Below are 21,391 nucleotides of genomic sequence, written 5' to 3' on the forward strand. Positions count from 1 at the left end.
TATTGCGCGGGCAACGCTGGAAACACTTCTGTCGAGTGTCAATGTGATGGACCTGCGGCAGGGCGTCGGCGGCGGGCCGCCCGATGGCCTGCGTGGCGGATCAGTTGGTGCGTTCGAAGTGGTCGACGATCAGGCGTCCGATCCGGCCGATGCGATCTTCTTGCTCCTCGTAGCTGCCACCGAGATCGTTCGCGAACACGGCGACGATGATGGGTCCCGAGGGCGAGTAGACGATGCCGACGTCGTTGGCGTCCCACGGTGGGTTGTCGCCGGTCTTGTGGCCGACCGGATGGCCAACGAGCCCTGGCAGGCGTCGTTCGCCTAGCTGCTGTCGGAGGAGCGAAGCCCGCAGTTCCGCAGTGCTCTTGCCTGATACGGCGGTCGCGCACTCGATCGACTCCAGCATCCGGCCGGCCTCCCGCGGCGTCATCTGTCCGAAGCAGAGCGGCTGGCTGCGCTCACGCGCCAGGGCACGGACCTCGTCGAGTGGTCGCGCCGCAAGCGAGGCCACCTCGCTCTCGATCGATTCCAGCCATTGCTGCGTCAGCCCGGCCCACTCCGGAGTGCGGCTCCGCAACGCGTAGACCTGGGTACTCGTGAGCGAGAGGTGTCGCGCATCTGCGAGCACGTACGGGAGTCGATCGGCATCGAGGATGCTCTGCGCCATGCGCGTCTGTGGATAGCCGGACGCGGCCAGCCAGGCGTTGAGAGGGGTGACGCCCCCGATCATGGCGAGCAGCAAGTCGGTCGCGCTGTTGTCGCTCACGACGATCATCGCAGTCAGGAGGTCCCGTACTGTCGGCTCCAGGCCTTCCTGGAAGTACCGGAAAAGGCCTGAGCCGCCACGGATGTCGGACCTCGTCACGCGGATCCGTCCGTCGAGGTCGAGTTGGCCGTCATCAGCGAGTTGGTAGGACCGGATTGCGAGGGCCAGCTTGATGACGCTTTGGGTCTCGAAGACGACATCGGGCCGGAGTGCGGCCTCCTCGCCGGTCGCCAGGTGCTTGACGTAGATGCCGACACCGAGGGGCTTGCGTTCGCGCAGCGATTCAAGTTCGACGACCCCCGCTGCGGCCGTGTCGTCTGGACTTTGCAGTGTGAACCGTGCAGCTTCAGTTTCGAGCAGCTCTGCCAGTCCGCTCGCCCGACCGCTCATCGAGACATCGTATCCCGTCGCTGTTGCGCCCAGCTGCACTGCGAGAACCACCCGATACCGCTGTGGGACCACAGCCAAATCGACCAGTGCCCACGTGTTCGCCGCGGCGACGCGAGTCGGACAGACGGAAGCTGTGACGACTGTTCTTGAGTGACTTCTGCGGCCCTTGGCGGCTCACCGTGGCCAGAGGCGACCCAGCCGTGAGCAGTCTTGGTGTGGCCCGCTGTGAGCCGGTTCATGAAGGTTGTCCGCGGCATCCGTTGATCGGCCGTGGTTCGTTGCGCTCGGCATCGGACCACGCGATCCAGGACGCAACGTGTCCCTGCGGCCAGTTCGCCTGTCTACCCCTACCGCCACTCCGGCGACAGCGAAATGCTCAGCTCGTACTCCGCAAGCTTCGAATCGATCTGGGCGAAAGGCGTCCCGGGGCAGGCCAGACAGCCGCGCGACGCGTCATTGAACACCCCAAGCCCTGTATCTCCCGAGTGCGATTGCTGGGTTCCAGGTAGTCAGGACAGCGGCGATGCGGCGGTCGGCTCGAGCAGTATTTCTTCGACGTTCAGGATATTGCTGACGTCGAAGCCCAGCATGTCTGCTGCGAACTCAGGGCTGGCCATGTACGCGGCGGTGACCTCGCCGGGTTCGGCGCCGTCGGGGTACGCGATCAGGGCGACCAGACGGTGCGCGCCGCCGTCGTGGTCGGTCCAGATCCCGTGCGTGGTAACGCCCAAAGCGCGCAGGCTCGGGATGTGCCGCGGCCAGTGCACGGTCGCGTAGTCCCGGAGCACTTCGGCCGTGCGCAGTGTGTAAATCCTGAGCTGGTACACGATCGCCAGAATCCTCTCGGTATGGCCTGCATGGTGGGCAGCATGGAGCGGAGTGCCGGGTCAGCTGATGAGGCTCACACCCAGGGCGAGGACCGCCAGGCCCTGCAGGACGGCCCTGGGGACGATGATGCGATCCCAGTCCCGTTGCAGGGTGCGGGCGTTGGCGGGAGTTTCGCCGGCTTCGGCGGCCGCGCTGAGTCTGCGGTTGATGGGTGCGCTGATGCGCAGGTAGAGCAAGACCCAGACCACCAGCAGCAGAAATGCTGCTCCCGCGGCCGCTGATCCGGCGGGGTGGCCGGCCACCGCGGCGAGCACGGATGCGGCGGCGGCGGCGACAATGCCGAGGATCCCGGGAACGGGCATTCGCCGGTCGGCGAACCGGTGCACGTTGCCCATCATCGCGGTGAGAGTGCTGTCATCGACTCGCGCGAGTGCGGATCGCTGGACGAGCGCACAGAAGGCGTCGGCGCCGTAGACAATCCCCGTGCTGACGATCGCCAAGAGCACGACGAGTTGCGAGAGCACTGTCATGCCTGGGTCTCGGGGCCGCCGAGCGGCGGCAGTGCGCCGATCTGCTGGAACATCTGCATCAGGTTCAGCTCGTCCCAGTGCTCGACGAACATGCCGTTCTGGACGCGCCAGATGTCGATGCTGCGCATCTCGACAGGTTTGCCGCTGGCGGGGATGCCCAGCAAGTCCCCGGTGTGGATCCCGCGGTAGATGAAGCGGCCCACGACGCGGTCACCGGAGATGATCAGGTCCTCCATCGTGACGCCCAGATCGGGCAGGCCGGTGAAGAAGGCGGTCCAGAACTGCCGGTTGGCCTCACGTCCGTCGGCGACGAAGTCGTTGTGATTGACGTAGTCCTCGGCGACGAATCGGTCCACCAAGTCCGGGTTGTGGGTGTTGAGCATCTCGACGTAGAGGTCAACGAGCGGGTGTTCGGGCGGGGTCATGTCGGTCTCCTCATAGGGGTTAGCACTGCTAGCTCTAGCAACGCTAACCCTTGGCGGAGCTCCGGTCAATAGCAACGCTAGAATATCTAGCGATGCTACAGTCAGGTATGGCTAGCCAGTATCGCCGGCAGCGCGAGCGCATAGCCCGTTGCCGGCTCATCACGGCGACAGCGCTCCCTGGCCGAGGGGGAAGGCTGGGATGCGGTCACCACGCGCAGGTTGTCCACCGAGATCGCGGATTGAACACCGCGGTTCGCTATGTTGCCTACCTCGACAGCCTCGAGCGAGATGATCGTGCGCGCCGCTGAACTGACCATGGGCCGAACGTTTGCCGTCCACTTCGATGACGGTGACGACTTCTACACCGCGCTCGCGGAGTTCTGCGCGGAGTACGACGTACGGCAGGGCTGCATCCCGATGTTCATCGCCGACCGGCACCGTTAGCCCGGCTTGGATCTGGGCTGCAGGTCAGCATCGACGTTCCGCAGTGGCCTCGTGTGACGTCGGAGTCCCAGCCCGGCTGCTGGTTACATCTCTCCGAACTATTTGCTTGAGGCAACTAACCGATAGATGTGTCAATGGGGGAGCTAGTGACAGTTCCGTTCAGTCGAGCGAAGCGGCATGAAGTTCTGTGGTCGGTGCTGGACGGAGCGCGCGGGTGATTGGATGGCACGTTGAGTGATCGTGTTGTGCCCATCCCTCACAAGTTGGGTCGGTTGCTGTGGCTGATGAGTCCTGTTTCGTAGGCGTAGATGACGGCTTGCACTCGGTCGCGCAGGCCGAGCTTCATCAACACGCGCCCGACGTGTGTCTTGACCGTCGTCTCCGAGACGTAGAGCTTGGTCGCGATCTCGGAGTTCGTCAGCCCGCGGGCCAGGAGTCGCAGCGTTTCTTGCTCACGTGCGGTGAGCGCGTCGAGTCGAGTGCGGGCCGCAGGGTCAACCATTCTCGGTGTCTGGAGGAATGATTCGATGAGGCGGCGGGTCACGGACGGTGCGAGCAAGGATTCGCCCGAGTGGACGGCGCGTATTCCCGCGACCAGCAGTTCGGGCTGCACGTCCTTGAGCAGGAATCCACTGGCTCCGGCCTGAAGGGCCTCGAAGACGTATTCGTCCATGTCGAAGGTGGTCAGCATGACGACCCGGGAGTGGGCGGCGCGGTCGGCCTGCAGTCGACGCGTAGCCTCGATGCCGTCCATGCCGGGCATCCGTACGTCCATCAGCACGATGTCGGGTCGCAGCTGGGCGGTCAGTTCGAGCGCCTGGGCGCCGTTCGCTGCCTCGCCTGCAACGGTGATGTCCGGTTCGATCTCGAGGATCATTGTGAATCCGGCCCGAACCAGCGCCTGGTCGTCGACGATGAGTACGCCGATGGGGCTGGCGGCCTTGGCTCCTGCTACCGGAGGCGCTGGCCGGCTCATGTGGGCTCCAATGGCAATGAGGCCATCAGCTCGAAGCCACCCTCCGGCCGCGTCCGCGCGACGAGCGAGCCGCCATAGACCGCGACCCGCTCGCGCATACCGAGCAGACCGTTGCTGGGCTGGATCAGTTGGGCATGACCTGCCCGTTGTGTCTGGCCGTTGTCCCGAACGGCCAGCTGGAGTAGGTCCGGTCCGTAGTCGATGGCTACCTCAGCCTGGCGGGGGCTCGGTGCATGGCGGAACGTGTTGGTGAGGCCCTCCTGCACGAGCCGGTAGGCCGTGAGGTCCAGACCCGGTGCGAGGCTGCGGGTCGTACCGGTCACCGTGAGCTCCACCGGTAGGCCGGCGGCCCGGAATTCCCCGACCAGCCGGTCGAGCTGGTCAAGTCCGGGTGGCGGCTCGCGCTCCTCGGCTGCCGAGGCGTCGCCCTCCTGACGTAACACACCCACCATCCGTCGCATCTCCGTGAGTGCTTCCCGTCCGACCGCCTCAACGGTTTCGAGTGCCTCGCGCTCGGCCGCCTGCTGGTCGGTCAGCCGGCGCCGCACCGCCGAGGCATGAACGGTCATGACGGTGACGCTGTGGCCGATGACATCGTGCAGTTCGCGCGCGATCCGGTTGCGCTCCTCGGCCACGGCCCGGGACGTGTAATGTTCGCGGGTCACCCGCCGCTGCTCGCGGTAGAGCACGCTCGTCCGCAAAAGGGCCCCGACCAGCCAGCCGATGACCCACGGCGCGAGCCAGACGATTGTGTCGAGACGGTCGGAGAGCCCATCGTTCATGGGATCGAAGCCCGCCCAGCCGGCCCACAGGACGACGCCCAGCGCGAGCCCGAGTGCCGCCCGCGCCGGCGCGAGGTATCGCCCGACACTGTAGATCGCGACCAGCGGGGCGAGCCCAACGCCGTACCCCTCGGGCGAGCCAAACACGGCGAACTCGACGAGGTACACCGCCACCACTGCCACGAGGACGGCAAGCGGGCGCACCCGGCGACCCACGAGCAGCAGCGCCGTGAGGGCATACACGAGGGACTGGGCCCACAGCGGGCCCTGTCGGTGCGTGGCACCGATGCCCCACCAGGCCTCAAACTGCCCGAGCACGAAGACCACCATCGCCACAGCGATGTCGAAGGCCCAGTTCCGGCGGCTCACGATTCAGACGGTACGCCCCGAGGCGCTGCCTTACGTCCTACCTGCGGAGGACTCGAAAATCCTTCTCCGGTCCACCGGGAGTCCTGCGCACGCACGACGACTGCGAGCGGCCCTGGTCCGTACGTTCGCAAGCGAGGTCGGGCGAACCGGCCGACAGAGGGAGGACGAACATGCACCACACAGGAACCACCATCACTCCGACCATGGCGCGCCGGATCAGCCTCGTCGCCTGGACGATGGCCGCCTTCGGCACAGTTGCCGGTGAGCTGCACGCGCTGGCCCGGATCAACAGCCACCCCAACGACCTCGCGTACCCGCTCACCCGTGCCTGGGCCGTGCCCGCGATGGACGCATTGCGGCCGCTGCTCAACTGGTCAGACCCGTACTTCGTCTACTGGACCTACGGCAAAATCTGGCTGCCGGTCTGCCTCGCCTTCGCCGCCGCGGCCTACCTCGTCTACCGGCGCCGCCAGCCCAAGGGCGCCGAGAAGTGGGCCTGGCGGGTCCAACTCGCGGCCTACGCGATCCTGACGCTTTCGGTCGCCGGCGACTACTACACGCCGTGGACAGAGCAGTTCTTCGGCGCCGGACTGGTGGCCCTGGCGCTCATCGCTCTCGGCGGCGCCGTACTGGGAATCATGCTGGTGCGCAGCGGATTCCGGCCGCGAACGACGGCCTGGCTGCTGATCCTGTTCCTGCCATTCTTCTTCGTGATCACGGACGTGACCTCAATGGGGAACGCGCTGCTGCCGCTCATGTGGGGCTGGGCGCTAGCGGCCCACCACGTCGTCGGTGACGGAGAGCGTCAACCGCATCCGACGTCCGCGCCGACGGGAGCGTCACCGGGATGACCACGTCGCTACCGTCCGACGGGCTCGCGGTGGTGGTCGAGGGTGCTGTGCTGTTCGTCGCCGGTGTGGCCGGCCGGGCTGAGGTGCACGGTGGCTGAGATCAGCCGTAGTACGCCGTGCAGGAGGGCGTGCTCGGCGTCGACCAGTTCGGGCTCGACGCATCCATCAGCCGGCGGTAGATGTCGGTGGCGGCGCCCTTCACGACGACCAGGATGGCGACCGTGATCAGCAGGCCGATGATCGTGTCCGCGAGCGTGAAGCCGGCCATGACGCCGAGCGCGGCGATGACGACGGCGAGTGAGGTGAATCCGTCGGTCCGGGCGTGCAGACCGTCGGCCACGAGTGCGGCAGAGCCGATCTTCCGGCCGACCCGGATCCGGTAGACGGCGACGAGTTCGTTGCCGGCTTGGTCGCGGTGCCGCTGCAACGTCATGAGGTCGAAGCCGTGGAACCGTCCGTCCTGTTGCTCACCGTTGCATTGCACTGATCGTCTGTCGCAGTCGTGGCTGGCTCGGGCAGACTGAAGGCATGCGGTACGTCGAGTTGCGCCGCCACACGGAGAACGATGGTGATCGCCTGACGCCGAGGGGCGTGGCGGATGCCGAGGCGATCGGTGGCCGGCTGCGGCCGCCGTATGCGGCGTTCGTCTCGACCGGAGCGGTTCGTTGCACCGAGATGTTGAAGATCCTGCGGGCCGCGGCCGATCAGGACGGCGTCCCGATCGTGGAGGCGATCGGCCCTGCGGTCCATGGTCGACGACCGGTGGCGCGACGCCGTCAAGGCTGCGGGCAAGGGTGCGGATGTCGAGGCCGTCCGTGATGTCGATCCGGACCTGGTCGAGCGATTCCTCCCTTGGGCAAGGGCGAAGGAGTCCTGCTGATCGAGGACAGCGGGACCTTCCGGCACGAACCACTCGCCTGAGCATCGCCAGCGACGGTCGGCCCCGCTGAGCCACCTTCACCGAGCCGGGGGGTGGGCTTCGAGGTGAAGGCGACCACATTCAGCCTAAGACTGTCCCGCACTCAGTCGACCAGACGCTGGATAACGATTGCACGCCGAGCCTCGGCACCTCACGCTGGTGGATTTGTCGGTTGGGCCGACGTAGGCCGGAGCACGAGCGGCGGGGGATCAGCTCGGCGGATAAGGGCGGTGGGTTGTGTCAGGCGTGCTCGCCGTCGAGGAGTTCATGGAGTTCCGCGATCGCTTTGGTGATGTCGTCGTAGTCGTTCTGGGCGGCACGGGATTCGGCGCTGATGAGGCCGCAGCGGTGCACGCGGCAGTCGCCGTACGGGAACTTGTAGTGGCCTTTGGTCTCGTCACCCATCTCGGTGTCGACACCGAGATGCCACTGGCCGTATTCGCTCCACCCGTGCTTGTCGAGGTACGAGTTCTCCTGCTTGGCGGTCGGTGCGTGCTCGCTCCAGTCGTCCCGCTCGTCCCGAACGGTCTGCGACTTCCCGATCAGGCTCTTCGCGTGGTCGAACGCGATCTTGTTCAGCTTCACCGTCACAGTCGTCATCTCCTTACAGTGGTGGATCGCCGACCTCGGCGGGGCCTTCGCTCAGGAGTCCTCCAGAATCCGATCCGGATGCGGGTGTGGTCGAAGGTCGTGGGCATCGGGCCGGTGAGCCTGCTGCGGGTTTCGAGGTCGGCTTCGAGGTCGTAGTGCTCGGCCACGCGGCTGACTGCAGCTCTGTTGGTGAGCAGTACGACGTTCTGTCCGGTTCGAACCGCTCCGCGAAGTCCAGTGCCTGACTGTCGCGGTGGAAGACCGAACTCACGATCGTGAACTCGGTGCCGGCCGAAGCCCAGTGTCCCGCGCCATTCGGTGTCTGTCCGCGGCCGCTGCTCGATTAGTGCCGGCTGCGCTGCGTCAGTGGCGTTCTTGGCCCTCTCGGAGGATCTCGATCGCGGCGTCGGTCAGGCTGGCCTGGGTCTGCTGGGCTCGTTGGACGAGGAGCTCGTACGCCGTGGCCATGTCGGAGCCGGTGGTCTCGGCCAGGACTCCCTTGGCCTGTTCGATCACTGTCCGTCCGGCGAGAGCCGTCTGGACTCGCTCGTCGAGCTCGGAGCTGGTCAGCGCGGCCGCATGGACGATCACCACGGTCGCGATGTCGGCGAACGCCTGCGTCAGCCGGAGGCTCTCGTCGTCGAGAGAACCCTGGCTGGTGTGGAACGCGTTCATCGCACCGATCAACAGGCCGTGCCAGCGCAACGGGACGGCCTGGACGGCATGAAATCCCGCGGCGACGATCGCTATGCCGACCGTGCCCCAGCGTTCGGTGATGTCGTCATCGGAGTGCGCCGAGAGCGCGGTCCCTTCACGCGCTGCGTCGACGCACGGTCCGGCGTCATGCTGCAACTGGTACAGCTCGAGCTCGGCCACTTGGTGCGAGGTGGCGCTCAGCACCTCCAGCCGGCCGCGCCCGTCCTTCACCAGCAGCCCGACCGCTGCTGCGCCGGTCTGCTCGGCACAGCTCTCCAGAAGATTGGCCACAGTGTCGGTGAGGTCTCCTTCCTGTACGACGGCCGCGAGGGCATCGACGAATGCTTGCGAGGCGGTCTTGGCAGTCATGAGGTCTCGCTTTCAGCGCCGTCGGAGAAGCGCAATCGGCGGCTGGTGATCCGGTGGGCCACCTCGGCCAGGGTGATGTTGTGGGAGAAAGCGTGTGCTCGCATCAGTGCGATGGCGTCGTCAGGCCCGACGCGAAGCTGCACCACCACCATCCCGGTGGCCTGATGGATTCCTGCCCGGGTCGACCAGGGGCCGGACTGGAGCTGGGACTCCGAGGACGGAGATTCCTTGAGCAGCGCCGCGCCGATCGCGTCGGCCAGGAACTGGGCCTGCTCATAGTCGGGGAGGCCCGCGGCCGCGTCCTGATGCACGGTCAGGACTCCGATCACGCTCGGACCCGGACGCATCGGCACGGCGTAAAGGATGGCCGGGCCCGGGATGTCGCGGGCGGCCTCGGTGAACAGCGGCCATGGTCCGCGGCGCTGGCGGAGGTCGGCGGTGGTGATCGCCTCGGTCTGGTAGGCGGTCGGTCCAGGGCCCTCTCCGAGGACGTCTTGGAGGTCCTCCAGGCGAGAGGCGACGTCGTCGGTGGTGCACAGAGTGACTCGGCTGGGGTCGGTATACGACAGGGTGATCGCCGCGCCGTCCCCACCCATGATCGCCAGGTAGGCGCGGCACAGACGCCACTCGAGCGCCTGGTCGGCGCCGGTCCCGGCGATCTGCCTCGCCAGGCGCGCGAGGAGCGTCGTACGCTCCAGATCGTTCATCTCCATCACCCCGAGAAGGGTCGCTCCGCTGCTGTACCTGAGGGGCGACCCCTCAACCATCGCAGGTACCCTCGTCGATCGCACTCACCGGGGGCCTGAAGCTGCGCTCGGTGGTTTCACTGTCGGGTCCAACGGGCACCGGGAAATACCTCCTCCGGAAGGTGGCCGGATCTGCCCCGGGATGTGTGCCAACGGCTCCGCAGACCCAGCCCCGGGAGGCAACTCCCGGCGAACAACCCTGCTCAGTTCCGGGTGAGGTGCCAGCCGGCGACGAGGCGGGATGCACCGCCGGTGACTGCGGCGAACGTTGCCACGGCGATGAACAGCGTTGTCGTGACCGCGAGTACGCCGATGCCGATGACCGGCAGGGCGACCCCGAGGTAGATGCAGACGTAGAACGCGGCACTGACCTCGGCACGCGTCTCGGCGGGCGCGATCCGGGTGAGGTCGTCTTGCGCGGCGAGGACAAGCGTGAGCAGTCCGATTGCCAGCAGCAACAACCCGCCGGCCTGGGCTTGGCGTGGTGGCGCTCCGTGGCGGATGAGTAGCTGGGTGACGCAGGACGAGCCGAGCATGATCGAGGTGATCAGCGCGAGCAACGCCATGTTGTGGGTGTGCAGTACGAGCTTGCCGGCGTACGACGGAATGATCGAGAGGAACAGCCCGGCGGCGACTGCCCATACCGCTGCCGCTGTGAGTCCTACCCGGAGGAAGTCGGCGCGGATGTCACGAGGCACTCCCGGCCACCGGATTCGCCAGCCGCTGCGGGTTCTCGGGCCGGTTTCGGGTACTGCGCGAACGAGACCCGGTACTACGAAGACCCTTGTACCGGATCGAGATCGAGACCGGTCAGGGGCCGACGCTTGCCGCATTGTCCGGCGACACAATCGTCGTTCCTGACGTCGGCACCGACCACCGCTGGCCCGGCTGGCAGTCCGCAGCCGCGGACGCCGGGATCGGAAGTGCGCTGCATGTCTCGATGAGGGCCAGCGACCGGACAACAGGCGTCCTGTCGCTGTACGACACCCAGTCGAAGGCGTTCACCATCGACGATGAAGCGATCGCGCACATCCTGGCCCGGCATGCCTCGGTCGCGGTCGCCACGGCCAGGCATGAAGTCGCGATGGCTCAGGCTGTGGACCTCGGCTGTACGGCCGGCTGTGAGTGCGTCGCATCAGGAGATGCCAGCATGTAACGAAGAGTAGTTGTGACGCGATGAGGCAGGTGCCTGCTCGGAAGACTGGACCATCAGGGTCTTGTGCCGAGTTCCAACAACTACGGGGGATAGAAACTGTGTTCTTGCTGGATACCACTCTGCCAGACCGCTGGCACCGAGGTTTGCGTACTGTCGGCAGGATCATGCCGGTCGGCCTTTTGGCGATCGGGCTTGCGGGATGTGGGACATCCGGGGCCGCTGATTCCAAATCCACCGTGACTGCGACGGCGGTTACGACTGTGACGGCCACCCAGACGGCGCCTGCCGCGCCGAGCAGTGTGTTGTCGACTTCGGCGCAGCCTTCGACCAAACAGCCAGAGGCAAGCCAGCCCTCCTCCGTCCAAACGGGAGTGGTGCCAAGTGTCGTTGGGCTGAACCACCAACTGGCCCAGGACACCATGCAGGCCGCGGGTTTCTTCAACTTGGCCGAAGAGGACGCGACGGGGAAAGGACGCTTGCTGATCAACGATCGCAATTGGGTCGTCGTCACTCAGCAGCCCGTCGGCGGTACTCGCGCACCGGCTGACACCACCATCATCCTTCGATCCAAGAAGAACGGCGAGTGACCGCAACACTGGCATCATGACGCGCGAACCGATGGTTCGGCAGGTGCACGCACCTCGTCGGACTGGCGGGTGCTGTGCGTGTGTCATTGCCCTTGTGAATCGGAGATGCGCGCAGCAGACGGCTACGACTCGCTGGGCGCACCTCCCGATCAGCTGGTCAGCGTCATGCCTGCGGGGACCATTCAGCCAAGATGCCTGCTGGGCGCTGCCTTCGCAGGCATGACGGCCGGCGGACCGTCGTCGCCCTCCGCGTGCACCTGACAGCTTGTTGCTGAACGAGGCGCTGCCGGAGGAGTCCTCGGCGCGTACTTGGAACGTGTGCGTGGAGCCGGGAATCATCCCGATCACCACGTTCGTGTGGACGTCGAACTGTGGTCCGCTGGTGAACCTGTCCCAGGCCAGCACGATGTCTTGGTCGGTGATGCTGACAGCGTGCAGGTTGTTCGGTGCCGTAGGTGGCCTGGTGTCCTTCGCGGCCATCGCCGGAGACGCTGCTGCCGACGGGCCGCCGCCACCAGGACCGCCGCAAGACCTGCCCACACACCGTTGTGAAAGTCATCCAAGCTCCTTCGCTCATGACCGCGCTCGCAGCCACGGCCGACGCTGCGATCCGCCATCCACCGCGACGCTGCACGCTCCGCATCATCTGGATTCCGCGGCCCCAGGACCAGGCAACCGGTCAAGTCAACCAATGTGTACGCGTGGCGCGGTTGACAGGTTCACCGCAGCCCGGGCGCCTCGACCTCACGGGGGTGCGGGAGAAGGATGGAGTCGACGCGGGCGAAGGAGATTCAGATGACTGAGGCAACGACCCGTACGATCGACGTACCGGGCGCCGTACTGACCTATGACATTCGGTCCGGTAGCGATGCGGACAAGACGCCGCTGGTCATGGTTGCTGCGCCGATGGCAGCCGCCGGGTGATCCAGGTCCCCGTCGGTCCTGGCCCCGTCGATGTGCTCGCCAGCAGCGGTGGCGCAGTGAACATGCTCGCCTTCGTCGCGGCGCATCCTGATGTGGTTCGCACCCTTGTGGCCCACGAGCCGCCGCTTGTGTCGGCGTTGCCCGACCGCGAGTCAGCGTTCGCAGCCGTCCGCGATGCTCAGGACGCCTACGAGCGCGATGGCCTCGGTCCAGGGATGGCCAAGTTCCTGGGCCTGATCATGCACGCCGGCGAAGTCCCCGCCGACTGGACCGATCGGCCGGCTCCCGACCCGGCCCAGTTCGGATTGCCGACAGAGGACGACGGCTCACGGGAGGATCCGATGCTGGGTCACGGCCACATCGTCAACACCACCGGATACGAGCCTGACTACGCCGCGATCAAGGCCGCCCCGACCCGCGTAGTGCTGGCGTACGGCATCGAGTCGGACGGTCTGATCACGCAACGCGCCGCGGTAGCCGTTGCCGAGGCCCTCGGGGTTGATCCGACGAGATTCCCGAGCGACCACGGCGGCTTCCTGGGCGGGGAGTACGGCCAGACCGGCGACCCGGACTCGTTCGCGGCCCGGCTGCGCGAGGTGCTCGACGGGTGAGTCAAGGTCCAGCCGCGGCTTGTCGTCGGGGTCGTCGTCACTCGGTATGCCGGACTCCCGCTGCACCTCGTCCGACACCCTCGCCCGCCGGGCCCTCTCAGCCGACAGTCATGGTGGCGCGGAGGTCTGTCGTCGGCGTCCGAGAGGCCCGGTCACAGTCCGACGAAGCTCACTGTTTCTGTCATGTCCGCCCGCCCGGTACGCAGCCGTGGGACGGCTTCCCTCTCAAATCCCACCGAGACACCGCAGACCAGTACGAGCCCGTCACGTGCTCCGACTATCTGGCTGACCGTCTTGCGGTACATCGTCCACATCACCTGGGGGCAGCTGTGCAATCCTTCGGCCCTTAGTAACAGCATGACCGTCTGGAGGTACATCCCGGCATCCGCCCATTGCCCAGGCCCCACCGTGTGGTCGAGGTAGCAGAACAGAACGACCGGTGCGCCGAAGGCCTTCGAGTTGAGGGCGGCGATCTTCAAGGGCCTGTCGGGGTCGTCGCGTTCGATTCCCAGCGCTTTGTACCGTTGGGCGGCCGCGGCGGAGAAGCGGTCCAGGTACGGCGAGGTCAGTTCGGCCGGGTACATCGGGTACTCCCGTTCGTCACCCGGGTCTGCGGCCAGTACCCTGGCCGTTGCGCGTCTCTTCAGATCAATCAAGGGCTCACCAGATACGACGTACACATGCCACGGCTGGAGGTTCCCACTCGACGGAGCCCGCGTCGCTGCGGTCAGCACTCGTTCGAGGATCTTCTTGGATACCGGCTGATCGCTGAACGCCCGCACAGCCCGGCGACTGTCCACAGCTTCATACACATCCACGTCTTCTCGGCCTCTCACTCAACGACAGCCACTTGTCTACCGTCTCCAGCACGCGCAAGAGGCAACACGTGATCCGGATCGCACTTCGATCTGCGGCAGGCGGCCGCTGACTGCCGTACCGCTGCGGGAACCTCGCCCGCCTTCTGCACTGATCGGCAGGCGAGGGTAGCGGCGGCGTTCCTGGTGTCAGACGGTGGCGGGCGCGGACTCGTCGGCGGGTTCGGGAGAGGCGGCCGGGGTGCGCAGACCGAAGGCCATGACGAGCGCACCGAGCAGCGCCGCCGCCAGCGGGACCACCAGCGCGGTCCGCAGCGCGCTCAGGCCGGTCCCGGCGGAGACGCTGACTGCGGTGACGGCCGACAGCCCGAGCGCCATGCCGAATTGTATGGCCGTGTAGAGCAGACCGCCCGCCAGACCGTGCTCCTCGTCATCGACACCCTCGGTCGCGGCCATGGTCAGCGGTCCGTACGCCAGTGCGAAAGCCAGACCGAGCAGGAGCAACGCCGGGAGCATAGCGGTGTACGCCGAGTCCATGCCGACGGGCAGAAACAGCGCGTACGCGACCGCCGCGAACACGATGCCGCCGAACAAGACCCGCACGTTTCCGAAGCGGTTGACCAGGCGTGGCGTCAGCGTCGGCGCGAGCACCGTGTCGATGCCGATCACCAGCATGGCCAGGCCGGTCTGCATCGTGCTCCAGCCGCGTACCTCCTGGAAGTACAGGGTGGCCAGGAACTGGAAGCCCGCGAACGCCAAGAGGAACAGCAGCGCCGCCACGTTGACGCGCACGAGCGACGCCTTGCGCAGGATGCCCAACCGCACCAGCGGCGACGACGACCGCCGCTCGATCGCGACGAACAGTCCGAGCAGCGCCAGCCCCGTGACGAACGTCGCAACGGTCAGGAACGTACCGTCACCGGGGTGCTCCAGCCGGACCACTCCGTACACCAGCAGCAACATGGCACCGGTGATGGACAGCGATCCCGCCACGTCGAAGCCGCCCCGAGCCCGCTTGCCGCCGGACTCGCGCAGCAGAATCAGCGCCGCCACCAGGATCAGCGCGGACAGGATGACCGGCGCGAAGAACACCCACCGCCAGCCGAACGACGTGAGCACGCCGCCGGCGACCAGCCCGAGCGAGAACCCGCCCGCCGCGGTCCCCGCGTACACGCCCAGCGCCTTGGTGCGTACGCGGTCCTCGGGGAAGTTGGAGGTGACCAGCGCCAGCCCGGCCGGCGCCATGAACGCGGCCGCCACTCCCGTGGCGAACCGCGCGGCCAGCAGCATCCAGCCTTCGGTGGCGAGCCCGCCGAGCCCGGAGAAGAGCGTGAAGACAGTCAGGCACACCACGAATACCCGCCGGTGTCCCAGCAGGTCGGCAGTGCGGCCGCCCAGCAACATGAACCCGCCGTAGCCGAGCACGTAGGCGCTGACCACGCCGCTGAGCATCCCGGTGGACAACCCGAGGTCGGGGCGGATCGACGGCAGCGCCACGTTCAGCATCGCCACGTCGATCCCCTCGAGGAAGATCGCGCCGCACAAGACCAGCAACACGCCCCATGCGCGCACTGTCATGCCTGCCGGCACGCTGACCGCATTCGACATCGGTGTCCAACCCCTCTGCATCGGGGAACCGATCCGGAGACGGTTCCCAATTGTCCGTTAGTTCCTTCTTGTAAGTGACAGCATCGTCAGGCACTATCAGGGGCTATGGAAGACGGCACTTTCGAGTCCCTCGGTTACTGCGGTGATACCGGCATCGACGAGGACGTTCTCCAGTGGGACCAGCGCGCGGAGTGTGAGGTGCGGCAGATCCTCGACCGCATCGCCGACAAGTGGTCGCTTCTGGTCATCGCGCTGCTCGACAAGCGGAGCCTGCGCTTCAGCGAGCTGAGCCGCGCGATCGATGGGGTCAGCCAGCGCATGCTGACCCGTACGCTGCGGCATCTGGAACGCGACGGATTGGTGAGCCGGACTGTGCATCCCACCGTCCCGCCACGTGTGGACTATGAGCTGACACCGATGGGCGCGACCCTGCACAGCACCATCAGCGCCCTGGTCGTCTGGACCGAGGAGCACCAGATCGCCATCGCGGCGGCCCGCACCGCCTACGACAGGAGAGTGGTGGCCGAACGAGAGACCGCGGACCGCCTGGAGGCCGAACGCCAGGCCGCCGCCCGCGTGGCCCTGTCAGGCAAGGGCTGACCTCACCCGCCGAACCACACCCGCACGCGGCGCGGTGTTCTCACCTCTGGAGTTCCTCGCACAGGTTGCGTTCAATGCCCTGGTACCGGGTTACGGTCTTTACCCCGGTGGCGTCGAACGCGACACGGAAGATGCCGTCGAAGACGTAGATCCCACGGGGACGGTTTCCTCCGTTCTCGCGAAAGCCGAACATCGCCGGTCCGACCAAGTGCCAGGTGGAGTTCGTTTCGAGTGTTCCACCTCTGGCGTAGTCGACGAGCGCGCTGCCGCCGATGTCAACGCGGATGGTCCTGCTCGTGGCGAGGTTGGTGACGTCGAAGATCAAGTCGCCGACGTACGCCTCGCGTTTCGTCGAGCCGTCTGAATAGCGCGCGAGCACCCGCGTCTTTACCTCGTCGAGGACCGGTTCGGCATGGACGGGGAAGTCGCACCGAGTGCCGGCGGGTGCGTCGAATGGCGCTGACGGTGCCGGCACCCAGCCACCACTTGTGGTCGCTCGAGCCGGTGTCGCCCCTAGGAGCAGTGTGATGAGAAGGGCTAGGAAGAAGAGTCGCTTAGACATGTCGACAAGAGTGGCGGCGGCAGCTCACCACGAACTCACCACATCGCATCCCGTCGTGTCATAAGGTATCGCCGCAGGTCGCGACGCTGCAGAAGCGGCGTCGGCCGGTCTCGTCGATAAAGAGCCATCCGCACTGTGGACTCGAGCACGCACAGACGGTCAGTCGCCGAGGATCGGCGAGAAGCTGACCCGCGGACTGCGCGACGGCGAGAATCGGCGCTCGAAGGCCGACGTCGCGGTTGATACTCCACCGAGCAACGCCATTCGACCGGCAGCCGAACGTTGCGTTCTGCGCGGCTTCTTCGACGTACCTCGCGACAGAGGCGAAGGCGTGAGGCTCCCCAGGATCAGTGAGGCAGGAGTACAGCCATCCGCGCAACTTGCGCGCCTCATCCAGTACGCCGGCCGCAGTGAGTGGATCCCGCTGTGCGTCGCCGAGTAGGTCGGTGATGGTTGCGTCGTCCAGCAAGTCCTGATGGCCGGCCCAAACGGCCAGCGTGGGATATCCACGGAGCCACTCGGCGCCGGGACTGCGTGGTCCACCCCAGCCGGCATAGGTATTGCAGAACTCCAGAGCTGGGTGGCCGCCAACACTCCACGGCAACCAGAACTCACCCACCAGTACGGCGTAGATGGGGGCGGCCGGTCGCTCCAGTCGCACATCCTTCGTGAGGATCCGTTGATATACGGTCTCGAGCTCGAGTCCAGGCTCGATGTCCAGCTCCTCAGCGAGTGCCTTTCGTGAACGGTCGTAAAGGTGCAACGCATCGGCCTGCCGAGCGGCGCGGTAAAGAGCGGTCATGACCGCGGCGACCAACCTTTCCCGGGCCGGGTACTGCTCCGCGAGTCCAGCGACCTCGAGTATCACGCGGTCGTGGTGCCCCATCGCGAGCTGAATGTTGGCCCACGTCTCCGCTGTGGTCAGCCGGGATTCCTCCAGAGTTGCGCCGACTCGCAAGCGCAGTGACGGACTCGTCAAATCTGCCAGGACAGGGCCACGCCACAGGGCGAGCGCCGCGCCCGCATGACGCGCACGTTCGGCAAGATCAGTCGTCGCAGCGGCGTCGCGCGCCAACTGCAGGAACTCCAGGGCATCAACAAAGTGGTCGGCAAGCTTGAACTCGTATCCATCGGCTTGAGTGGCGATCTCGACGTTGTACGACGCGAGCAGCTTCCGCAGCCGTCCGATGTAGGTATGGACCGCATGCCGTGCGTTCGGGGTCGGCTCGCCGTCCCACAGCAGATCGGTCAGCCGGTCGATCGAAACTGTACGCCCTGCATTGAGAAGCAGAATGCCTAGCAGCAACCGCTCCTGCCGGCGAAGCCGCAGCGGGATACGCCGGCCCGCATCCATTGCCTCGAAGGATCCAAGCAGGCGGAACTCCATTGGACGAGCCTGCCCCTGGCGTACGACACCATGCAAGTCGTTGACCCTGGATGAGACGACGGCTGACCTGCATCGTCTGGCTTCTGTGGGATGCGGGGGATACTGCCACGGGTGACCCGACACCACCCCTCAACCAACCACGAAAGATCGAGGCCAGGTCATGGCACGAATCGGGTATCTGCTGGTTCTCGACTGGTGAAGTGAATGGACGGAGGGTGAGTCGGTGCGCAGGGTCCTGGTGATCGGCGGTGGGTACGCCGGGTTCTACACGGCGTGGAAGCTGGAGAAGAAGCTTCGGCGCGATGAGGCCGAGGTGGTCGTGGTCGATCCACGGCCGTACATGACCTATCAGCCCTTCCTGCCCGAGGTCGTGGCCGGCTCGGTCGAGGCGCGGCACGCGGCGATCTCGCTGCGGCGCAACCTGCACCGGACCAAGCTCGTTGCCGGCATGGTCAACCACATCGAGCACCAGGCGCGGACGGTCGTCATCCGGCCGGCGCAGGGGTCGGACTTCACCATGACGTACGACATCCTGGTGGTGACCGCTGGTGCGGTGACCCGGACGTTCGATGTCCCCGGCGTGGCCGATCGCGCGATCGGGCTGAAGCACGTCGAGGAAGCGGTGGCGATCCGGGACCGGGTGCTGACCGCGTTCGACGAGGCGGCTTGTCTGCCGCCGGGCCGGGAGCGGAGCAGGTTGCTCACGTTCACCTTCGTCGGCGGTGGTTTCTCCGGGGTGGAGGGGTTCGCCGAGTTGATGTCGCTAGCGCAGGCGCTGGTCAAGCATTACCCGGAGCTGTCCGCGGACGACCTGGCGTTCCACCTGGTCGAGGCGACGGGACGGATCCTGCCGGAGGTGACCGAGAAGCCCGGCCGGTGGGTGGTGAGGATGCTCGAACGCCGTGGCGCGCACGTGCACCTGGGCACCACGATGGACTCGGCCGAGGACGGGCATGTCGTGCTGTCGGACGGTACGACGTTCGACTCGGAGCTGGTCGTCTGGACGGCGGGTAATGCCGCGACCAGACTGCTCCGGAACTACACCGATCTGCCGCACACTCCGCGGGGGTTGGTCCAGGTCCGCGCCGACCTGCGGATCGGCACCGACGACGAGATCGTGCCTGACGCGTGGGCCGCGGGTGACGATGCCGCGGTTCCCGACCTGGCCTCGTCGGTGCCGGGTGCGTTCACGGTTCCGAACGCGCAGAATGCTGTCCGGCAGGGCAAGCGGCTGGCGAAGAATCTGGTCCGGGCGCTACGGGGCCGCGAACCGCGGAACTACGTGCACCGCAGCCTCGGCGCGATCGCGACGCTCGGCCTGGGGAAGGGGATCTTCCAGTACCGCGGCATCGTGATCAAGGGCCTGCCGGCGTGGCTGATGCACCGCGGCTACCACGTGCTCGCCGTCCCGACCTGGGACCGCAAGTTCCGGGTTCTCGCCGTCTGGCTGATCGCGTTCTTCTACGGTCGGGACATCGTCTCGCTGGCTTCGGTCCAGAGCCCGCGGGAGGCGTTCGAGACCGAAGCCAAGGAGGCCACGGTCAGTTCGACCCGCTCGGCCTGACGCAGGGGATCAGCGGTCGGTCGCAGTGTGAACCTGCCGCGCGCTCCGACGTCGGTCGCTCAGAATTCTGGCTGTTCTTGGTCGTCTCGGGTGTGCGGGTTGTGTGCAGCGGCGGCAGTGAACAGCGTGGCGACGAGGGCAAGTCCGCCGTATCCGAGCGCGATCTGCGGTAGGGCGAAGATGGTGGAGAGTCGGGCGGAGATGAGGCTGGGAACGGTCGCGCCGCTGTAGCTGAGGAGATAGACCACGGCGAAGGTTGGTGCCCGGTCGGGCAGGGTACTGCCGTACAGCAGACCACGGGTGGCGGCGCTGATGGCGATGCCCTGAGCGGCTCCCGCGATGATGGTTGCGGCGATGAACAACGGCAATGCACCGGTGCTGATCGCTGTGATCAGGCCGATCCATCCCGCCAGGAAGGCGATCATGCCGATGCGCTGAGCTGCCGCAGGTGAGAACCGGCCGCCAAGGGGAGCGCCCAGAGCGCTGGGGCCCATGTAAGCGGCGAACACCAGTCCGAGGACGAGCGAGTTGTTGGTGTGAAGTTGATCTGCGACCAGTGCGGGCACGAAGGCCTGGTAGAAGGCCCCAGTCGCCCAGGTGGCCAGGAGCACCGCGGCCGCGACGGGGAGCAGATGCCTGACTCGGACCGGCACGCGAACGCTGGGGCGCAGTGATCGCCAACCGCCCGGCCTCGGAGTCACTGTCTCTGGGCTGATGGCGACGAGTGCGGCAGACAGCAAGAGCAGGCCGATGACAACCAGGTAGATGAGGTCGCGTGGCCACGGGCCGAACTGGACCAAGGCACCTGAGGCGATGGCACCCACGGCGAGACCGAGCATGACTGTCTGGCTGGACGCAACGGAAGCAAGCCAGGTCGGCCTGGCCGGTGCGGCGTCAACGATGTAGGCGGTGAGGGTGCTGCTGGCCAGCCCGGCGCCGAGGCCCATCAGGAGCCGGCCGGCGATCAGGATGCCGATGTCGTGCACGTTCAAGAGCAGCAGGCAACCCAGTACGAGTAGTCCGAGGCTGGCGATGGCGGGCGGCCGTCGGCCCACATGATTGGACAGTCGTCCCAGCACCAGCAGCGTGCTGAGAGTCGCGGCGGAGTAGGCGACGACGGTCAGCGAGATGTCGGCGTTGGTGAACCCGTCCTCGGCCCGGTAGATGTTGAAAAGGGGGATGGTCGAGCCCACCGCAGCAAACACGGCTATCAGCGAGACCACCGCGGAGACGAACGCCAGCCGGCGCGTTCCGCCCCGGCGGCCCAGGTTGATCGCCAGGCTCACACCTTGCATCGAGTTGTGCCTCTCTCCAGTCCCGAAACCGCGAAGTCCTCGTCCACTGATGAGCGTCGATCCGTCGCGCCGTCTTACCAACAACTCCGCAAATTGGCGCGCCCCTCGACGCATCGGTAAGACGGCGCCACGGACCGAACACTGATCACTTGCACGATGACGCCGGTCGCTGTGCACGCCTGCAACGACCGTCGGACCGCACACAGAAGGAGTAGGGAATTGAGCGACACCAAGCAGTCGCCCGAGGATCTGGCGATCCTCGAACGGCTCAACCTCGACTACGTCGAAGCCGACCAGGCCAGCGATGCCACGCGCTTCAGCGAGTTGCTTGCTGAGGATTTCGTCGTGCAGACCCCGGGCGTCACCCGCAACCGTGAGGAGTTCCTCGAGTACATCGCCAAGCCGCGGCCCTTCAAGGATCTCGCCGTGCACGACGTCAGGGTCCGCATCCTCAGCGATGTTGCACTGATCCACGGTCGCAGCACGTACACGATGCTCGCCGATGGCGCGGAGCAGGAAGCTCTGTACACGGACGCGTACCAGAAGCGTGAGGGCACCTGGGTCTGTGTCTCGGCCTGTGCGATCGCTCCGGGCACCTGA

General features: G+C 66.4%; 27 protein-coding genes. 11 read left to right on the forward strand and 16 right to left on the reverse strand.

What is annotated here, in order from left to right; translation table 11 throughout:
• Nucleotides 1-100 precede the first annotated feature (100 nt).
• The 4 genes from OG817_RS08135 to OG817_RS08150 all read right to left on the reverse strand — a co-directional run bounded on the left by OG817_RS08135 (nt 101) and on the right by OG817_RS08150 (nt 2,939).
• A complete protein-coding gene (locus OG817_RS08135; RefSeq protein WP_406053087.1) occupies nt 101-1,156 on the reverse strand; it encodes a serine hydrolase in 1,056 nt (351 codons plus the stop codon).
• A 509-nt stretch (nt 1,157-1,665) separates the two neighbouring features.
• Nucleotides 1,666-1,983 (reverse strand): NIPSNAP family protein, encoded by a 318-nt coding sequence (locus OG817_RS08140; RefSeq protein ID WP_406053088.1) that lies wholly within the window; start codon nt 1,981-1,983, stop codon nt 1,666-1,668.
• Between the two features lie 60 nt (nt 1,984-2,043).
• Nucleotides 2,044-2,514 carry a hypothetical protein gene (locus OG817_RS08145; RefSeq protein WP_406053089.1) on the reverse strand — a complete coding sequence of 157 codons (471 nt, stop codon included), beginning with the start codon at nt 2,512-2,514 and terminating at the stop codon, nt 2,044-2,046.
• Nucleotides 2,511-2,939, reverse strand: a complete 429-nt coding sequence (locus OG817_RS08150; RefSeq protein WP_406053090.1) for an ester cyclase — start codon at nt 2,937-2,939, stop codon at nt 2,511-2,513. The genes OG817_RS08145 and OG817_RS08150 overlap by 4 nt, the downstream gene beginning before the upstream one ends.
• Before the next feature lie 294 nt (nt 2,940-3,233).
• On the opposite strand from OG817_RS08150, the gene OG817_RS08155 reads away from it, so the two are divergent.
• Nucleotides 3,234-3,383, forward strand: coding sequence for a hypothetical protein (locus OG817_RS08155; RefSeq protein WP_406053091.1), 150 nt, complete (start codon nt 3,234-3,236; stop codon nt 3,381-3,383).
• A 256-nt stretch (nt 3,384-3,639) separates the two neighbouring features.
• Here the strand turns inward: OG817_RS08155 and OG817_RS08160 are convergent, their stop codons facing one another.
• Complete coding sequence (locus tag OG817_RS08160; RefSeq protein ID WP_406053092.1) at nt 3,640-4,359, reverse strand: response regulator; 720 nt, start codon at nt 4,357-4,359, stop codon at nt 3,640-3,642.
• On the reverse strand, nt 4,356-5,510 hold the full coding sequence (locus OG817_RS08165) for a sensor histidine kinase (protein WP_406053093.1): 1,155 nt from the start codon (nt 5,508-5,510) through the stop codon (nt 4,356-4,358). The genes OG817_RS08160 and OG817_RS08165 overlap by 4 nt, the downstream gene beginning before the upstream one ends.
• Nucleotides 5,511-5,680: 170 nt before the next feature.
• On the opposite strand from OG817_RS08165, the gene OG817_RS08170 reads away from it, so the two are divergent.
• The gene (locus OG817_RS08170) at nt 5,681-6,361 is read left to right on the forward strand and encodes a hypothetical protein (RefSeq protein ID WP_406053094.1); all 681 of its coding nucleotides are present in this window, start codon (nt 5,681-5,683) and stop codon (nt 6,359-6,361) included.
• A 100-nt stretch (nt 6,362-6,461) separates the two neighbouring features.
• Here OG817_RS08170 and OG817_RS08175 read toward each other — a convergent pair whose 3' ends face one another.
• Nucleotides 6,462-6,794, reverse strand: a complete 333-nt coding sequence (locus tag OG817_RS08175) for a cation transporter (protein ID WP_406053095.1) — start codon at nt 6,792-6,794, stop codon at nt 6,462-6,464.
• A gap of 315 nt (nt 6,795-7,109) precedes the next feature.
• Between OG817_RS08175 and OG817_RS08180 the strand changes: the two genes are divergently transcribed.
• Nucleotides 7,110-7,241 carry a hypothetical protein gene (locus OG817_RS08180; RefSeq protein ID WP_406053096.1) on the forward strand — a complete coding sequence of 44 codons (132 nt, stop codon included), beginning with the start codon at nt 7,110-7,112 and terminating at the stop codon, nt 7,239-7,241.
• 279 nt (nt 7,242-7,520) lie between these two features.
• Here the strand turns inward: OG817_RS08180 and OG817_RS08185 are convergent, their stop codons facing one another.
• Nucleotides 7,521-7,880 (reverse strand): hypothetical protein, encoded by a 360-nt coding sequence (locus tag OG817_RS08185; RefSeq protein ID WP_406053097.1) that lies wholly within the window; start codon nt 7,878-7,880, stop codon nt 7,521-7,523.
• Nucleotides 7,881-7,957: 77 nt separating this feature from the next.
• Between OG817_RS08185 and OG817_RS08190 the strand changes: the two genes are divergently transcribed.
• The gene (locus tag OG817_RS08190; protein WP_406053098.1) at nt 7,958-8,116 is read left to right on the forward strand and encodes a hypothetical protein; all 159 of its coding nucleotides are present in this window, start codon (nt 7,958-7,960) and stop codon (nt 8,114-8,116) included.
• 118 nt (nt 8,117-8,234) lie between these two features.
• Here the strand turns inward: OG817_RS08190 and OG817_RS08195 are convergent, their stop codons facing one another.
• The 3 genes from OG817_RS08195 to OG817_RS08205 form a co-directional block, all read right to left on the reverse strand.
• Nucleotides 8,235-8,936, reverse strand: coding sequence for a GAF and ANTAR domain-containing protein (locus tag OG817_RS08195; RefSeq protein WP_406053099.1), 702 nt, complete (start codon nt 8,934-8,936; stop codon nt 8,235-8,237).
• Nucleotides 8,933-9,643, reverse strand: a complete 711-nt coding sequence (locus tag OG817_RS08200) for an ANTAR domain-containing protein (RefSeq protein ID WP_406053100.1) — start codon at nt 9,641-9,643, stop codon at nt 8,933-8,935. The genes OG817_RS08195 and OG817_RS08200 overlap by 4 nt, the downstream gene beginning before the upstream one ends.
• Nucleotides 9,644-9,885: 242 nt before the next feature.
• Nucleotides 9,886-10,380, reverse strand: coding sequence for a hypothetical protein (locus OG817_RS08205; RefSeq protein WP_406053101.1), 495 nt, complete (start codon nt 10,378-10,380; stop codon nt 9,886-9,888).
• Nucleotides 10,381-10,466: 86 nt separating this feature from the next.
• Here OG817_RS08205 and OG817_RS08210 point away from each other — a divergent pair, with 86 nt between their 5' ends.
• The 4 genes from OG817_RS08210 to OG817_RS08225 all read left to right on the forward strand — a co-directional run bounded on the left by OG817_RS08210 (nt 10,467) and on the right by OG817_RS08225 (nt 12,960).
• A complete protein-coding gene (locus OG817_RS08210) occupies nt 10,467-10,838 on the forward strand; it encodes a GAF domain-containing protein (protein WP_406053102.1) in 372 nt (123 codons plus the stop codon).
• A gap of 260 nt (nt 10,839-11,098) precedes the next feature.
• Nucleotides 11,099-11,425, forward strand: a complete 327-nt coding sequence (locus tag OG817_RS08215) for a hypothetical protein (RefSeq protein WP_406053103.1) — start codon at nt 11,099-11,101, stop codon at nt 11,423-11,425.
• 795 nt (nt 11,426-12,220) lie between these two features.
• A complete protein-coding gene (locus OG817_RS08220; RefSeq protein ID WP_406053104.1) occupies nt 12,221-12,349 on the forward strand; it encodes a hypothetical protein in 129 nt (42 codons plus the stop codon).
• Complete coding sequence (locus tag OG817_RS08225; RefSeq protein WP_406053105.1) at nt 12,346-12,960, forward strand: hypothetical protein; 615 nt, start codon at nt 12,346-12,348, stop codon at nt 12,958-12,960. The genes OG817_RS08220 and OG817_RS08225 overlap by 4 nt, the downstream gene beginning before the upstream one ends.
• A 152-nt stretch (nt 12,961-13,112) precedes the next feature.
• Here OG817_RS08225 and OG817_RS08230 read toward each other — a convergent pair whose 3' ends face one another.
• Entirely contained in the window at nt 13,113-13,772 is a 660-nt protein-coding gene (locus tag OG817_RS08230; RefSeq protein WP_406053106.1) for a nitroreductase family protein, read from the reverse strand.
• 192 nt (nt 13,773-13,964) lie between these two features.
• Nucleotides 13,965-15,353, reverse strand: a complete 1,389-nt coding sequence (locus OG817_RS08235; RefSeq protein WP_406053107.1) for an MFS transporter — start codon at nt 15,351-15,353, stop codon at nt 13,965-13,967.
• Nucleotides 15,354-15,488: 135 nt separating this feature from the next.
• Here OG817_RS08235 and OG817_RS08240 point away from each other — a divergent pair, with 135 nt between their 5' ends.
• Nucleotides 15,489-15,983, forward strand: a complete 495-nt coding sequence (locus OG817_RS08240; protein ID WP_396395737.1) for a winged helix-turn-helix transcriptional regulator — start codon at nt 15,489-15,491, stop codon at nt 15,981-15,983.
• A 40-nt stretch (nt 15,984-16,023) separates the two neighbouring features.
• Here the strand turns inward: OG817_RS08240 and OG817_RS08245 are convergent, their stop codons facing one another.
• Together OG817_RS08245 and OG817_RS08250 are read right to left on the reverse strand one after the other, a co-directional pair.
• Complete coding sequence (locus OG817_RS08245; RefSeq protein WP_406053108.1) at nt 16,024-16,545, reverse strand: hypothetical protein; 522 nt, start codon at nt 16,543-16,545, stop codon at nt 16,024-16,026.
• Nucleotides 16,546-16,603: 58 nt separating this feature from the next.
• Nucleotides 16,604-17,932 (reverse strand): BTAD domain-containing putative transcriptional regulator, encoded by a 1,329-nt coding sequence (locus OG817_RS08250; protein ID WP_406053109.1) that lies wholly within the window; start codon nt 17,930-17,932, stop codon nt 16,604-16,606.
• Between the two features lie 223 nt (nt 17,933-18,155).
• On the opposite strand from OG817_RS08250, the gene OG817_RS08255 reads away from it, so the two are divergent.
• A complete protein-coding gene (locus OG817_RS08255; RefSeq protein ID WP_406053110.1) occupies nt 18,156-19,496 on the forward strand; it encodes an NAD(P)/FAD-dependent oxidoreductase in 1,341 nt (446 codons plus the stop codon).
• Between the two features lie 59 nt (nt 19,497-19,555).
• Here OG817_RS08255 and OG817_RS08260 read toward each other — a convergent pair whose 3' ends face one another.
• The gene (locus tag OG817_RS08260; RefSeq protein ID WP_406053111.1) at nt 19,556-20,791 is read right to left on the reverse strand and encodes an MFS transporter; all 1,236 of its coding nucleotides are present in this window, start codon (nt 20,789-20,791) and stop codon (nt 19,556-19,558) included.
• Nucleotides 20,792-21,010: 219 nt separating this feature from the next.
• Between OG817_RS08260 and OG817_RS08265 the strand changes: the two genes are divergently transcribed.
• Nucleotides 21,011-21,391 carry a nuclear transport factor 2 family protein gene (locus OG817_RS08265; RefSeq protein WP_406053112.1) on the forward strand — a complete coding sequence of 127 codons (381 nt, stop codon included), beginning with the start codon at nt 21,011-21,013 and terminating at the stop codon, nt 21,389-21,391.

The organism is Kribbella sp. NBC_00889, from assembly GCF_045207705.1.
GTDB lineage: Bacteria > Actinomycetota > Actinomycetes > Propionibacteriales > Kribbellaceae > Kribbella.

Bases quoted from the DNA above. Each gene is read 5' to 3' on its own strand.
- OG817_RS08175 (WP_406053095.1), bottom strand. From the start codon at position 6,794: ATGACGTTGCAGCGGCACCGCGACCAAGCCGGCAACGAACTCGTCGCC.
- OG817_RS08180 (WP_406053096.1), top strand. From the start codon at position 7,110: ATGGTCGACGACCGGTGGCGCGACGCCGTCAAGGCTGCGGGCAAGGGT.
- OG817_RS08240 (WP_396395737.1), top strand. From the start codon at position 15,489: ATGGAAGACGGCACTTTCGAGTCCCTCGGTTACTGCGGTGATACCGGC.
- OG817_RS08185 (WP_406053097.1), bottom strand. From the start codon at position 7,880: ATGACGACTGTGACGGTGAAGCTGAACAAGATCGCGTTCGACCACGCG.
- OG817_RS08260 (WP_406053111.1), bottom strand. From the start codon at position 20,791: ATGCAAGGTGTGAGCCTGGCGATCAACCTGGGCCGCCGGGGCGGAACG.
- OG817_RS08195 (WP_406053099.1), bottom strand. From the start codon at position 8,936: ATGACTGCCAAGACCGCCTCGCAAGCATTCGTCGATGCCCTCGCGGCC.
- OG817_RS08170 (WP_406053094.1), top strand. From the start codon at position 5,681: ATGCACCACACAGGAACCACCATCACTCCGACCATGGCGCGCCGGATC.
- OG817_RS08245 (WP_406053108.1), bottom strand. From the start codon at position 16,545: ATGTCTAAGCGACTCTTCTTCCTAGCCCTTCTCATCACACTGCTCCTA.
- OG817_RS08200 (WP_406053100.1), bottom strand. From the start codon at position 9,643: ATGAACGATCTGGAGCGTACGACGCTCCTCGCGCGCCTGGCGAGGCAG.
- OG817_RS08150 (WP_406053090.1), bottom strand. From the start codon at position 2,939: ATGACCCCGCCCGAACACCCGCTCGTTGACCTCTACGTCGAGATGCTC.
- OG817_RS08250 (WP_406053109.1), bottom strand. From the start codon at position 17,932: ATGGAGTTCCGCCTGCTTGGATCCTTCGAGGCAATGGATGCGGGCCGG.
- OG817_RS08220 (WP_406053104.1), top strand. From the start codon at position 12,221: ATGACTGAGGCAACGACCCGTACGATCGACGTACCGGGCGCCGTACTG.
- OG817_RS08145 (WP_406053089.1), bottom strand. From the start codon at position 2,514: ATGACAGTGCTCTCGCAACTCGTCGTGCTCTTGGCGATCGTCAGCACG.
- OG817_RS08135 (WP_406053087.1), bottom strand. From the start codon at position 1,156: ATGAGCGGTCGGGCGAGCGGACTGGCAGAGCTGCTCGAAACTGAAGCT.
- OG817_RS08235 (WP_406053107.1), bottom strand. From the start codon at position 15,353: ATGACAGTGCGCGCATGGGGCGTGTTGCTGGTCTTGTGCGGCGCGATC.
- OG817_RS08160 (WP_406053092.1), bottom strand. From the start codon at position 4,359: ATGAGCCGGCCAGCGCCTCCGGTAGCAGGAGCCAAGGCCGCCAGCCCC.